This is a genomic window from Mesorhizobium sp. WSM4841 (assembly GCF_055811515.1).
In genome coordinates this window covers 93,388-106,385 of record NZ_JBVVQC010000014.1, presented here as the reverse complement: position 1 = coordinate 106,385, position 12,998 = coordinate 93,388, and the positions used below count along the sequence as shown (strand labels likewise).

Here is a 12,998-nt window from a genome sequence, read left to right as displayed (position 1 = left end):
GTGTTGCAGCTTGTCCTCACGGCCTGATGTCGATCGGCGCCTCGATCTTCACCATCTCGAAGTCCGAAATGAGAACATCGAGCCGTGCCGTCCATCGGCCTGGGACCGGGACGACGAGATCGTCGACGCGCCAGGTGCCGTCGCCTGGTTTTTTCGCCGCGCGCTTGATCGGCTCGATGCCGGAATCGGGTTTTGACAGCACCAGCGTCACTTGCTCAGCGTCGAGCGGGCCGAAATCCCCGGTCATGATGACGATCGAGGCGGCAACCGGTCCAACATGGCCGGGCGTGATGCTGAGGTCGGCCATCGCCTTCGGCGTGTGGATATGCACCGATGCCGGCTGCGCTGCTGCGATCGCCAGGGCGCGTGGCGGCGGCGTGAAGCGCCAGCCGGCGGCAACGCCGAAGATCGCCAGAACGATCAGCATTTCAATTCCGATCGAGCGGACCAGCCTCCTCTGTGCTTCCGTCTCTCCCGCTTCGGCCGGACCGGTCAGCTTCCAGCGGTTGATGGCGGCCAGAGTGAACAGAAACAACAGCAGTGCCAGCTTGACCAGCAGCAGCCGACCATAGGCGGTCTCGAGCAAAGCTGGGGGCGCCTGCACCTGGACGACAGCCAGCACGGTGCCGGTGGTCGCGAGCACGGCCACGACAGGCAGGATCGCCTGGGAAACCCGATGCAGGAAAGGCGCGGCCTCGGCCGGCTTCCGGCTCATGGCGAGACCGAGCGGCGCCAGCGCCCCAGCCCAGAAGGCAATGCCGGCGCCGTGCAGAAACACCATCGGCCCTGTCAGCCATTGCGGTTCGGCGGCACTTGCATGCCCGCTGGCGGCGAGGGCGGCGCCGACACCGGCCAAACCGGCAGCGGCAAACAGATTTGCGCCGCCGCGCGGCCCGACCAACGACAGCAGGCCTAGGCCAAGCGCCACCAGCGCGACCAGCACCGTCCGGCCGAAGCTGGTGGCGAGCCCGGCCTTCCAGATGTCCGGCTGCGCCAGCCGGGCGAGCGGTGCACCGAGCGCGTCCAGTCCCTGCAAGCCGAGCGACAAGGGCGCCGCGGCAAGGCCGCACAGGATCGCGGCGATGACGAAGCGCTGGCCGGAACGCCCGCCCTTTGCCAGCCAGGCGATGGCAAAAGCGCCGCCGACGCCGAGAAACAGGCCGACATAGAGAAAGACCTTGCCGATCCAGATTGCCGACCTCAGGCCCCGGTCGACAGCTTCGGAGACGGCCGGCGCAGCGCTCGGCGCGCCGATGGAAAACAGCGCCGAGCCGCCGACCGGATGGCCATCGGCGGAGATCACCCGCCAGCTCAGCACATGCGTGCCGGATCCAAGCCTTTGCGGATTGTCGATGTCGAGCGTCTGGCCGTTGAGCCGAAATGACGTCAGCGAAACCGGCGTTCCATCAGGCCGTACCAAGGTCAGCACCAGCGGCGACACCGGCTCGCTGAAGGTCAGCGACAACTGCGCGGGACTCTGCTCCAGCACGGCGCCGTCCGCCGGCTCGGTTGTGACCAGCGCCGCGTGGGCGAAGGCCTGATTTGGCGCGGCAATGGCGGCAAGCAGCACGATCGCAGCCAACAGGCAGATCGCAAATCGGCCGGTTGTGCACACCGTTCGCAGCAGGGATGCAGCACTCATGTCACAAAAACAGCGGCGCGCTCTTTCGAACAAAGCGCGCCGCCAAACAATCATTGCTTCGGCGCAAGCTTGAGGCTCGGCGCCGGATTTTCCAGCGCGTCCTCATCCTGCCCGGCCGCTGGAATCTCGATCCAGCGTTCGGCGGCGCCGTCGCATTCCTGCACCACCGGGAAGTAGAGCGTTTGGCCTGCCGGCAGATCCGCCGCCAGTGTGCCGCGGAAGACGAATTCGTCGTAGAATTCGTCCGGCAGGCTGCCGCCGCTCCAGTTGACTTCCTTGACGCCGCTGGACACCTCTTGACCATGTAGCTGATAGGATTTCTCGTATCTGCCGTTCTTGACCTGCAGCGTCCAGCCGGCTTTCGGCATCGGCTTCACTGAAATCACTCCTTCCGGGATTTGCACGCGCACCGCGGTCGTCGCCTTGCCCTCACAGCCATGCGGCACGCGCAGGATCGCCTTGTAGGTCGAGCCGACAGGCGCCTCCTGGGTTTCGAGCGTGACATGGGCGAAAGCCGCACCCGTCCCGAAGACGAGAAACGCGCAGGCCGACAAAAGATACTTGTTCATGATGGTCTCTCTGATTTCCATAACGGTGCTTCTGATTGCGACCTTTAAGATTTTTCCGGATCAATTAGCATGGTCAGCCATGCCGCCCGTTTCGCCCATGCCCTCGACGGCGAACTCGACGGTCACCGTGCCGGCCTTTTCGAAGGTCAGCGTGGCGGAAAACGTCTCGCCTTGCTTGGGCTGACGCTTCAACCCGAAGAACATCAGATGATAGCCGCCGGGTGCCAGCGCGACCTTGCCGCCGGCCAGGATTTCGAGGCCGCCGCTGACCGGCCGCATGGTCATGACACCGTCCTTGACGCCCATCTCATGCAGTTCGGTCTTGGCCGAAATTTCCGAGGAGATCGACAGCAGCCGGTCCGGCGAACTGCCGGTGTTGGTGATACTGAAGTAGCCGCCGGCCACTTTGGCGCCAGGCGGCGTGGCGCGCGACCAGGGATGCACGATCTTGAGGTCGCCAACCCTAAACTCATGCGCGAAAACGGCCTGGGCGCTGACGAACAGGAGGGCGAGGAGGAACACGGTGATGCCGAGTCGCTCCTCGAAGCTGTGCAGGAAGGACCTGTTGCGGCCGAACCGCGCGCGAAAAGAATGAGACATGATAGCTCCAGAACTGAGAAATCGCGCCGTCGGCCGGTCGCGAACAGTTTCGATGTTGAACGAATTCGCCCGCGAAAAATTCCGCAAGGCGAACTGGGACGGATCAGGCCGACGCCGGCGGCGCGCGCGGATTCGACGGAGAGCGGTCGCGGGCAAAGTCGAGATGCCTGAACGCCGGCAGCACAAAGGCGACGGTTTCGTCGGAAAAAATGCCGGACACCGTGGCGGCAGCGGGTGGCGGCGCGTAAACAGCCGAGGCCATGCCGCAGCCAAGCATGCAGCAAGCCGGCATGTGCTGCTGCGGATCGCCGCCTGGAAGCTGGGCCGCGCCCTCCTGGGTGCAGATGACATTGCCGAAGGCGTCGAGTTGCGAAGCATTCGGGCTTAAGCCGAAGGCGAATGCGCCAAGCGCCGACTGAAGCACGAGCAGGCAGGCCACGGCGAACGCGGCCGGTATGCTCCATCGTCTCCGCCGGATATTCAAAGACCTGCCTCTTCACGCAGCAACGGCCAGATGTCTAGCACGGGCTCAGCAGGTGGAAAATCGCCAAATCACTGCTGCGGCAACGCGGCGCGATCGGGGCGCTGCTGGCCTTCCGGAATCGACGTCAGCAGCGTGTGCCGTGCCGACTTCAGATGCTTGCGGCAGGCGGCGTCGACCTTATCGGGATCGCGCGATTTGAGCGCTGCGATATAGGCCAGATGCTCCGCGACCGCCACTTCGTTGCGCTCGCGCTCCTGCGCCTTGTTCCACTGGTAGTGGTAGTGGAAGATCATAGCGATGACGTCGTAGAAATCGACGATGAAGCGATTGTGCGACGCGCGGTGTATCAGCCGGTGAAAGCGCTCGTCGAGCTCCGAGAATTCGTTGAAGCGCGTGGCGATCTCGCGCGCCAGCAGGCGATGCTCGTCTTCCAGGAGGTCGAGGTCGGCCCAGACCGGGCTGTCTTCCGGCAGGGCGGCAAAGGCGGCAGCCGAGCGCAATTCGAACATCTCGCGGATTTCGGTCAGTTCCAGCGCAAAAGCGCGGGTAAAACCTTTCAGCACCCAATGGCTGTTGCGGCGTTTCTCGATCAGCCCGAAGCGGGAGAAGCGGATCAGGAACTCGCGCACGCTGGTGGTGCCGACGCCGATCTCGCGCGCCAGCTCGAGCTCGTTGATCTGCATGCCGGGCTCGGCGCCGCCGGCAAGCAGCCGCCGCATGAAGGAGCGCTCGATGATCTGCGACAGCGTGTCGGTCTCTTCCTCGGGGAAAAAGTCGTCCGGCCGCGGCACGCGCAAAACCGTCTTGCTGCGCTTGTTCCAGGTGATCAGCCCCGTCTCTTCCATGCGCGCAAGGATGGTGCGGATCGTCGTGCGGCTGACGCCGAGCAGCGCGCCCAGCTCGGGCTCAGACGGCAGGCTTTTCGTTTCATCGAGCAGCCGCAGACCGCGATTGTAGGCGTCCTTATAGACGTTATTGCTCTTCGACATCCCTGCCCCATTGCGCGCCGGCGCTTGCGGCGGCCGGCTTGAAGCGCGATATTGATAAACGTTCCTAGCGCAGGCCCCCAAAAAGCGGAATTGCTCTTCAGAAGTCAGCCTGGTTTCAGTGTCCGGTTCTCTGCGCATCCATAGGATACGCGCGGCGCTGTCACGAAAAAACAATTGACGCAAAACTGTTTTTTCACGATAAAAGACATTATCTTTTAACAGGCGCGTGTCAATCCGCTAGCGCATCCCAGGAACACCCAGGAAACTGCCCGTGAACGCCGCAAACAGCATTCTTCTGTCTCCCGCCGACAATGTCGCGGTCGCCAATGGCCGCATCGAGATCGGCGCGGTGCTGCCGGGCGCCGCCGTCGCCACGGCGCTGATCGAACCTGGCCACAAGGTGGCGATCAAGCCGATCGCAGCCGGCGAGGCCGTGGTCAAATACGCCCAGGCGATCGGCCGCGCCACCCAGGACATTGCGCCCGGCGAGCATGTCCATTCGCACAATCTGGTCTTCGAGTCCGGGCGTTTGCCGGTGGTGCCGCCGAGCGAAGCCGTGCACGCGACCGAGGCCGACCGCGCCCGCACCTTCATGGGCTACCGTCGCTCCGACGGCCGTGCCGGCACGCGCAATTTCATCGGCATTCTCGCCAGCGTCAATTGCTCGGCCACCGTTTGCCACGCCATCGCCGACGAGGCGAACCGCACGCTGCTGCCCAGATATCCGGGCATCGACGGCTTCGTTCCCATCGTCCACGGCCAGGGCTGCGGCATGAGCGCAACCGGCGACGGCATGATGGTGCTGCACCGCACGCTGGCCGGCTATGCCCGCCATCCGAATTTCGGCGGTGTGCTGATGGTCGGTCTCGGCTGCGAGGTCAACCAGCTCACCCTCTATGGCCAGAAGGGCGTCGCTGCGGGAAAACGCCATTTCAACATCCAGGAAGCCGGCGGCTCGCGCAAATCGGTCGAGAAGGCGTTGGTCGTGCTGGCCGAGATCGCCGAGGAGGTCGGCAAGCTTGAGCGTGAGCCGATTCCGGTCAGCGAGATCGTCGTCGGCCTGCAATGCGGCGGCTCCGACGGCATGTCCGGCATCACCGCCAATCCGGCGCTGGGCGCCGCCGTCGACATCCTGGCCGGCGTCGGCGGCATCGGCATCCTCTCGGAGACGACGGAAATCTACGGCGCCGAGCATCTGCTCGCCTATCGTGCGGCGAGCCCGGAGATCGCCGCCAAGCTGGACGGCTATGTGAAGTGGTGGGAAGACCATGTCGCCAAGCACGGCGCTTCCATCGACAACAATCCGTCGCCCGGCAACAAGCGCGGCGGCCTGACCACCATTTTGGAGAAGTCGCTGGGCGCGGTCGCCAAGGGCGGCCAGACGCCGCTCAACGGTGTCTTCGGCTATGCCGAGAAGGTCACCGGGCACGGCTTGGTGTTCATGGACACGCCCGGCTACGACCCGGTCTCCGCCACCGGCCAGGTCGCGGGCGGCGCCAACGTCATCGTCTTCACCACTGGCCGCGGTTCCTGCTTCGGCTGCCGGCCGACACCGTCGATCAAGGTCGCCAGCAACTCGACCATGTACCACGTGATGGAAGAGGACATGGACGTGAATTGCGGCGTCATCGCCTCGGGCGAAAAGACCATCGCCGGCATGGGCCGCGAGATCTTCGAACTGATCGTCGAGACGGCTTCCGGCCGCAAGACCAAGAGTGAGGAGTTCGGCTACGGCGACAACGAGTTCGTGCCCTGGCACCTCGGAGCGACCCTCTAGACCAGCCACTAACTGACTTAAGACATAGACGGGCCAGAGACATAGACGGGCCAGGCAAATGGCCGGTGGGAGGCTTTGCATGAAGAAACGCTGTGTTGGCAGCACTGCGCTGGAAATAACCGAGGTCAGCTTCGGCGGCGCGGCGGTCGGCGGCCTCTACCGAGCTTGCCCGCGCGAGGCGGCGATGCAGACGCTGCAGGTCGCCTGGGATGCCGGTTTGCGCTATTTCGATACGGCGCCCTTCTACGGCTTCGGCCTTTCGGAACGCCGCTTCGGCGATTTCCTGCGTGACAAGCCGCGGGACTCCTACGTGCTGTCGACCAAGGTCGGGCGCCTGTTGCGGCCGGTGCCGGAAGACCAGATTCCGGACCATTCCTATGTCGATCCGCTGCCCTTTGCGCTCGACTACGACTATTCCTACGACGGCATCATGCGTTCGGTCGAGTTCAGCTATGCGCGGCTTGGCCTCAATCGAATCGACATCCTGTTCGTCCACGACATCGGCGTCTACACGCATGGCGTCGAGAAAACGAAGCTGCATTTCCGCCAGTTTATGGATGGCGGGCTGAAGGCGCTGGAAGAGCTGAAGTCGTCCAGGGTCATTTCCGCCTACGGCCTTGGCGTCAACGAGGTGCAGATCTGTCTCGATGTCCTGCGCCAGGCGCCGCTCGACTGCATCCTGCTCGCCAGCCGCTACTCGCTGCTCGACCGCACCGCCGAAGCCGAACTGCTGCCGCTTTGCCGGCAACTGCAAACCTCGCTGATCATCGGTGGCGTCTTCAATTCCGGCATCTTGGCGATCGGCCCGGTGCCGGGTGCGCATTTCGATTACCTGCCGGCTACCCAGAACATTCTTGACCGCGTCGGCGCCATGGAAAAAATCGCCGCCGAGGGCGGCTATCCGCTTGCCGCGGCGGCGTTCCAGTTCCCGCTGCACGAGCCTGTGGTGGCTTCTGTGCTGACGGGCACCGCCAAACCGACCAATCTGGCGCGAAATCTCCAACTGCTCGACGTCCAGGTGCCCGAAACCGACTTCGCCAAATATGATCCCTACACGGTCGTTCAGAAACTTGGCTGATGCGCTGCGGCCTTCGCCGGTTAAACGGCGGACGGTGCGATCAAGAGGCGTCACAATCGTGCCCGCAAGTAAAGAATGAATATTCCATCTTGACTGGTTGCTGGAATTAATATTCCATTCCTTTTCGGAGAGGATCTGGAGGGTTTCCAATGAGGATCGGCACTCCCTTCCGGTCGAGGCATACGGAGGGCGATGCGAAACACCGCTTGCGTCGACCCAACCTATGCACTATCAAAATACGGTAAATGTTTTTTATTGATAAAGTTCTGTTTGGGCAGCGCCTATCCAAACCGGGCTTCCGCAACGTTCACCGGGCGACTTAGGGAGGAAGTCTAATGAAATTCGTGACCAGCATTCTCAACCGCCGCGCATTCGTGGCGCTCGCCGCCGCCTCGATGCTTGCCGGCGTGATGCATTCGGCGCCGGCTTCGGCGGCGGACGTAACCATTCCGATCATCGTCAAGGACACCACCTCTTTCTACTGGCAGATCGTCCTGGCCGGCGCCCGCAAAGCCGGCAAGGACCTCGGCGTCGACGTGCCGGAACTCGGCGCCCAGGCGGAGACCGACGTCAACGGCCAGATCTCGATCCTTGAAAACGCCGTCGCCGGCACCCCGGCTGCCGTCGTCATCGCACCGACCGAAGCCAAGGCGCTCGGCAAGCCGATCGATGAGGCGGCCACCAAGGTCAAGATCATCGGCATCGACTCCGGCGCCGACTCCAAGGCCTTCACTTCGTTCCTGACCACAGACAATATCCAGGGCGGCCGCGTCGCCGCCGACGGGCTGGCGGCCGCGATCGCCGAAGCCAATGGCGGCAAAATCGAGGGCGACGTCGCCCTGATCACCGCGCTTCCCGGCGCTGGCTCGCTCGAACAGCGCGCCCAGGGCTTCAAGGAACAGCTTGCCGCCAAATATCCCGGCCTCAAGCTCATTGCCGACAAATACGCCGACGGCCAGGCCACGACCGGCCTCAACATCGCGACCGACCTGATCACCGCCAACCCGAACCTCAAGGGCATCTTCGCCTCCAACCTGATCATGGCGCAGGGCGTCGGTCAGGCGATCGCCGAGAACAGCCTTGCCGGCAAGGTCGGGCTGATCGGCTTCGACAGCGACGAGAAGCTGGTCAAGTTCCTTAATGACGGCGTCATTTCCGGCCTCGTCGTCCAGGATCCGTACCGGATGGGCTATGACGGCATCAAGACGGCGCTCGCTGCCTCGAAGGGCGAGAAGGTCGAGGCCAATGTCGACACCGGCGCCAACCTCGTCACCAAGGCCAACATGAAGGATCCGAAGATCGACGCGCTGCTCAATCCGAAGCTCGACTGAGCATCGGCATTGGCGCACCGTTTCCGGGGCTTTTTGCCCCGGAAACGACCTACACTCGTGCCACTCGTGAGGCCGATCTGGGAGGATTGTCATGACGACGACGGCGCAGGAACTGCATCCGGCCCCAACGCTGGAACCGGGCAGGACGATCCTCGAACTCAAGGGACTGGAAAAGCAGTATCCCGGCACGCACGCGCTGAAGCCGGTTAACCTTGCCTTCAAATCCGGTGAAATCCACGCCATCGTCGGCGAGAACGGTGCCGGCAAATCCACCCTGATCAAGCTTTTGACCGGCGTCATGCCGCGCACCTCCGGCGACGTCATCTGGGAGGGCAAGCCGGCAGCGCTGGCGACGCCGCATGAGGCGATGGCGCTCGGCATCAATGCCGTGCATCAGGAGGTCGTTCTGTGCCGCCATCTCACTGTCGCGGCCAACATGTTCCTCGGCGAGGAAGATTCCCGCTTCGGCATCCTGCAGCAGCGGGCCATGGTCAGGGAAGCGCAGAAGATCATCGACGATCTCGGCTTCGATCTGCCGGCGCATGTCGTGCTGGGTGACCTGACCATAGGCCAGCAGCAGCTGATCGCCGCCGCCCGTGCCACCGTGCGCGGCACCAAGTTCCTGATCTTCGACGAACCGACTGCCTATCTCACCCGCAAGGAAGCCGACCAGCTGTTCACGCTGATCCGCCGGCTGAAGGGCGAAGGCGTCACCATCATCTATATCAGCCACCGCATGGAAGAGGTGTTCGAGCTCGCCGACCGCGTCTCGGTGCTGCGCGACGGCACGCTTGTCGGCACCAGGAACATCGCCGAGACCAACGACGCCGAACTGGTCAAGATGATGATCAACCGCTCGATCGAGCAAGTCTATCACAAGGAGCATTTTACCCCGGGCGCGACGCTCCTCGAAGCCAGAAATCTCTCCGGCAAGGGCTTCGAAAATGTCTCGATGTCGGTCCGTGCCGGAGAAATCGTCGGGCTCTACGGCCTGATCGGCGCCGGGCGCAGCGAGTTCGTCACCACGCTCTACGGCCGTCACCGCAAGTCGGCCGGCCAGATCCTCTGGGAGGGCAAGGCGGTTCAGGTCAACTCCGAGCATGACGCTATCAGGCTCGGCATGGCGCTGGCGCCGGAAAGCCGCCGTGACCAGGGCCTCTGCCTCAACCTGCCGGTCGGCCTCAATCTCAATCTGCCGATCTACAAGCGCATCTCCAGCAATCTGCTGATCTCCAGCGCACAGGAGAAGGCCGAGGCGGATCGCCAGATCGCCAATCTCAGGATCAAGACGCCGACGCGCAACGCACTCGCCTCCAGCCTGTCCGGCGGCAACCAGCAGAAGATCGTCATCGGCAAATGGCTGGCGCACGGCGCCAAGCTGTTCATATTCGACGAGCCGACAGTTGGCGTCGATGTCGGCACCAAGGCCGAGATCTACCGCCTGTTCGGCGAACTGTTGTCCAAGGGCGCCGGCATCATCCTTATCTCGTCCTATCTGCCCGAGGTCTATGAACTGGCCGACACGCTGCATGTGTTCCGGCGCGGCAAACTGGTGGCCACTCATGGTTTCCACACTGCCGACCATGAGGAGATCCTCACCCAGGCGCTGGCCGAGAAACAAGAAAAACCGGGAGGACAGATATGAGCACCGAGGCGATCCCGGCCGAAAGGCCGAAACGCAACTACAACGCCCTGTTCGGGCTGACGCTGCTGGCGCTGCTGGTATTGTTGTGGGTCATCCTGTCGGTGGCGACGCCGAGCTTCGCCTCCGCCAACAACATCTCGAACCTGCTGCGGCAAGGTTCGATGATCGCCATCCTGGCGGTTGGCCAGACCTTCGTCATCATCACCGGCGGCATCGATCTTTCCGTCGGCGCCGTGGTCGGCTTCGCCACCGTCATCGCGGCGATGCTGATCAACGCCGGCGTGCCGATTTTCCTCGCCATCCTGATCACCTTGCTGGTCGGCGTCGCCATCGGCCTGTTCCACGGCTTCGGCATCGTAAAGATGGGCCTGCCACCCTTCATCATCACGCTGGCGACACTGACCTCGCTGCGCGGCATCGGCCTCTTGATGACCAACGGCAACTCTATCTCGATCAACAACGATGCCTTCCAGACATTTTCGCGCAGTTCCTTCGCCGGCATCCCCAATCTGTTCTGGATGGTGATCCTCGTCGGTATCCCGGCCTACATCTTCCTGCATCACAGCCGCTGGGGCCGGTATCTGTTCTCGGTCGGCTCCAACGCCGAGGCATCGCGGCTTTCCGGCGTCAACGTCCAGCGTACCATCTACATGGCCTATACGCTGTCTGGCCTGTGCGCGGCTTTTGTCGGCGTGCTGCTTGCCTCGCGCATCGGCATCGGCAATCCGACGCAGGCCGAGGGCTGGGAGTTGCAGGCGATCGCCTCGTCAGTGATCGGCGGCACCTCGCTGTTCGGCGCCGTCGGCTCGGTGCACGGACCGCTGCTCGGCGCTTTCATCCTCGCCACCATCAACAACGGCGCCAATCTCTTGAACGTCAATGCCTTCTGGCAGCGCATCATTACCGGCGTGCTGATCATCGTCATCGTCTATTTCGACGGCCTGCGCCGCCGCGGCAAGTAGACCATTTTAACAACCGCTGGCCGGCGCTAACGGGGCCGGCGGTGCCATGAACCGACTGGATCAAAACATGAAAGCCGTCGTCTGCCGTTCGCCCGGTGAGCTTGTTGTGGAAGACCGCCCGGCGCCAGGCACTCCGCCCTCTGGCTGGGCATTGGTCGCGGTCAGTCATGTCGGCATCTGCGGCACCGACTATCACATCTTCGAGGGCAAGCATCCGTTCCTCGCCTATCCCCGTATCATGGGCCACGAGGTTTCCGGCACTGTGATCGAGGCCGGCGAAGGCGTCGATCTGGCCGTCGGCGAACCGGTGATCATCAACCCCTATCTCGCTTGCGGCAAATGCATCGCCTGCCGCCAGGGCAAGCCGAATTGCTGCGTCAGGATCGAAGTGCTCGGCGTCCACCGCGACGGCGCCATGTGCGAACGGATCCTGGTGCCGGCGCAAAATCTCTATCCGGCAGAAGGCCTGTCGCTGGCCGATGCCGCCGCCGTCGAATTCCTGGCGATCGGGGCGCACGCCGTGCGCCGCTCGCTGGCTGATCCCGGCGCGCGCACGCTGGTCATCGGCGCAGGGCCGATCGGCCTCGGCACGGCGCTATTTGCCCGTATCGCCGGTCTCGACGTGACGCTGCTCGACATGAGCGCGGAAAGGCTGGGCTTCGCCGCAAGCGAACTCGGCTTCGCCACCCTCGACGGTTCGCGGCAGTCTGCGACCGATCTGGTGCGCAAGGCGACCGGCGGCGAAGGTTTTGGCGTGATTTTCGATGCCACCGGCAACACCAAGTCCGTCCAGTCGGCCTTCGCCCATGTCGCGCATGGCGGGACGCTGGTCCTGGTCAGCGTCGTCAAGGACGACATCATCTTTTCCGATCCTGAATTCCACAAGCGCGAGATGACGCTCATCGGCAGCCGCAACGCGCTGCGCGTCGACTTCGATCATGTCGCCGCTTCGATCCGCGATGGTGCTGTACCGCTGGCAAAGCTCGTCACCCATCGCACGACGCTTGGCGACACACCGCGCGACCTCGCCCGCTGGGCGCATGAGAAATCCGGCCTGATCAAGGCCGTCATCCAGGTCGGATAAGACCAGACCTAAAGCGCCGATATCTTGAGCTCGACCCGCTCAGCCGGGAACCGCGTTTCGGCGAACTGGATCGGCTGGCCGTCCGGGGTAACGTTGACTGCGACCGTAACCAGCACGATGGCGCCGGGCTGCAGATCGAGATCGGCAAGGTCGGCGGCGTCCGCGTGGCGGGCCGACAACACCGTCGATTGCCTGAGATAGTCACCGATGCCGAAACGCTGGAATGAGGCGGTCACCGATCCGGTTTCGGCCATGGCGGCATCGATGCCGGCGAAGCGTCCCGCATCAAACCAGCCGGTGGCACGCGAGACCGGTTGCCCATCGGCTTCGCCGCGTGTCTCGAGGCGTATGACAGTCGAACCCTTGGCGAGCCCCAGCCCTTCGGCGACGCGCCGGCTGGCCGGCTCGACCGCCGATTCGAGCAGCACGCTGCGACGCTCCGACGCCTGCCCTTGCAAGCCCTCCGAAAACCGGGTGCGCGCGCCGATCGGATAGGACAGGCGCTTGCGCGACAACACAAAAGTCCCGCGCCCCTGTTCGGCCCTGAGCACGCCATCCTGCACCAGTGCGGCGATGGCGCTGCGCACCGTATGGCGGTTGACGCCATAGCGCTCGGCCAGTGCAACTTCCGGTGGCAACGCGGCATTCTCGGCAAAGTCGCCGACGGCGATCGAATGCATGATCTGCTCGGCGATCTGCCGCCACAGCGAGACGCCGCTGCGCCGCTCCAAGCTGCTGGCCATCTGCTGACCGATCATCTCTTTGCCCCGAGCTTTTGCGCCGTGTCATCCATCCGTCATGGACAGGCTTTAGAGAATAGGTATAATTTGTATAATT

At 63.5% G+C, this 12,998-nt stretch carries 12 protein-coding genes; 6 read left to right on the top strand and 6 right to left on the bottom strand.

Annotation, left to right across the window (positions count from 1 at the left end; all coding sequences use genetic code 11):
• Positions 1-16: 16 nt before the first annotated feature.
• From AC0L14_RS18370 to AC0L14_RS18350, 5 genes are all read right to left on the bottom strand, one after another.
• Entirely contained in the window at positions 17-1,642 is a 1,626-nt protein-coding gene (locus AC0L14_RS18370; RefSeq protein ID WP_473750279.1) for a copper resistance CopC/CopD family protein, read from the bottom strand.
• Between the two features lie 50 nt (positions 1,643-1,692).
• Positions 1,693-2,211 (bottom strand): YcnI family copper-binding membrane protein, encoded by a 519-nt coding sequence (locus tag AC0L14_RS18365; protein WP_473750278.1) that lies wholly within the window; start codon positions 2,209-2,211, stop codon positions 1,693-1,695.
• Positions 2,212-2,271: 60 nt separating this feature from the next.
• Positions 2,272-2,811, bottom strand: coding sequence for a copper chaperone PCu(A)C (locus tag AC0L14_RS18360; protein WP_473527345.1), 540 nt, complete (start codon positions 2,809-2,811; stop codon positions 2,272-2,274).
• A 103-nt stretch (positions 2,812-2,914) separates the two neighbouring features.
• Entirely contained in the window at positions 2,915-3,268 is a 354-nt protein-coding gene (locus tag AC0L14_RS18355; protein ID WP_473750315.1) for a DUF2946 family protein, read from the bottom strand.
• A gap of 95 nt (positions 3,269-3,363) precedes the next feature.
• Positions 3,364-4,284, bottom strand: coding sequence for a GntR family transcriptional regulator (locus AC0L14_RS18350; RefSeq protein WP_473527347.1), 921 nt, complete (start codon positions 4,282-4,284; stop codon positions 3,364-3,366).
• 271 nt (positions 4,285-4,555) lie between these two features.
• Here AC0L14_RS18350 and AC0L14_RS18345 point away from each other — a divergent pair, with 271 nt between their 5' ends.
• The 6 genes from AC0L14_RS18345 (at position 4,556) to AC0L14_RS18320 (ending at position 12,161) form a co-directional block, all read left to right on the top strand.
• Positions 4,556-6,061: a UxaA family hydrolase gene (locus tag AC0L14_RS18345; protein WP_473750277.1), complete on the top strand. Its 1,506-nt coding sequence runs from the start codon at positions 4,556-4,558 to the stop codon at positions 6,059-6,061.
• A gap of 79 nt (positions 6,062-6,140) precedes the next feature.
• Positions 6,141-7,139 carry an aldo/keto reductase gene (locus AC0L14_RS18340; protein WP_473750276.1) on the top strand — a complete coding sequence of 333 codons (999 nt, stop codon included), beginning with the start codon at positions 6,141-6,143 and terminating at the stop codon, positions 7,137-7,139.
• Positions 7,140-7,474: 335 nt separating this feature from the next.
• On the top strand, positions 7,475-8,470 hold the full coding sequence (locus AC0L14_RS18335; RefSeq protein WP_292209167.1) for an ABC transporter substrate-binding protein: 996 nt from the start codon (positions 7,475-7,477) through the stop codon (positions 8,468-8,470).
• A 91-nt stretch (positions 8,471-8,561) separates the two neighbouring features.
• Positions 8,562-10,115, top strand: a complete 1,554-nt coding sequence (locus tag AC0L14_RS18330) for a sugar ABC transporter ATP-binding protein (protein WP_473750275.1) — start codon at positions 8,562-8,564, stop codon at positions 10,113-10,115.
• Complete coding sequence (locus AC0L14_RS18325) at positions 10,112-11,077, top strand: ABC transporter permease (RefSeq protein WP_292209161.1); 966 nt, start codon at positions 10,112-10,114, stop codon at positions 11,075-11,077. The genes AC0L14_RS18330 and AC0L14_RS18325 overlap by 4 nt, the downstream gene beginning before the upstream one ends.
• 67 nt (positions 11,078-11,144) lie before the next feature.
• Entirely contained in the window at positions 11,145-12,161 is a 1,017-nt protein-coding gene (locus tag AC0L14_RS18320; protein ID WP_473750274.1) for a zinc-binding alcohol dehydrogenase family protein, read from the top strand.
• Between the two features lie 8 nt (positions 12,162-12,169).
• On the opposite strand, the gene phnF is transcribed toward AC0L14_RS18320, so the two are convergent.
• Positions 12,170-12,919, bottom strand: a complete 750-nt coding sequence (gene phnF / locus AC0L14_RS18315; protein WP_473750273.1) for a phosphonate metabolism transcriptional regulator PhnF — start codon at positions 12,917-12,919, stop codon at positions 12,170-12,172.
• Positions 12,920-12,998: the final 79 nt, after the last annotated feature.

What these genes read in the sequence shown, in the direction of transcription:
- AC0L14_RS18330 (WP_473750275.1), top strand. Translation starts at nt 8,562, where the DNA reads ATGACGACGACGGCGCAGGAACTGCATCCGGCCCCAACGCTGGAACCG.
- AC0L14_RS18370 (WP_473750279.1), bottom strand. Translation starts at nt 1,642, where the DNA reads ATGAGTGCTGCATCCCTGCTGCGAACGGTGTGCACAACCGGCCGATTT.
- AC0L14_RS18325 (WP_292209161.1), top strand. Translation starts at nt 10,112, where the DNA reads ATGAGCACCGAGGCGATCCCGGCCGAAAGGCCGAAACGCAACTACAAC.
- AC0L14_RS18350 (WP_473527347.1), bottom strand. Translation starts at nt 4,284, where the DNA reads ATGTCGAAGAGCAATAACGTCTATAAGGACGCCTACAATCGCGGTCTG.
- phnF (WP_473750273.1), bottom strand. Translation starts at nt 12,919, where the DNA reads ATGATCGGTCAGCAGATGGCCAGCAGCTTGGAGCGGCGCAGCGGCGTC.
- AC0L14_RS18360 (WP_473527345.1), bottom strand. Translation starts at nt 2,811, where the DNA reads ATGTCTCATTCTTTTCGCGCGCGGTTCGGCCGCAACAGGTCCTTCCTG.
- AC0L14_RS18365 (WP_473750278.1), bottom strand. Translation starts at nt 2,211, where the DNA reads ATGAACAAGTATCTTTTGTCGGCCTGCGCGTTTCTCGTCTTCGGGACG.
- AC0L14_RS18320 (WP_473750274.1), top strand. Translation starts at nt 11,145, where the DNA reads ATGAAAGCCGTCGTCTGCCGTTCGCCCGGTGAGCTTGTTGTGGAAGAC.
- AC0L14_RS18340 (WP_473750276.1), top strand. Translation starts at nt 6,141, where the DNA reads ATGAAGAAACGCTGTGTTGGCAGCACTGCGCTGGAAATAACCGAGGTC.
- AC0L14_RS18335 (WP_292209167.1), top strand. Translation starts at nt 7,475, where the DNA reads ATGAAATTCGTGACCAGCATTCTCAACCGCCGCGCATTCGTGGCGCTC.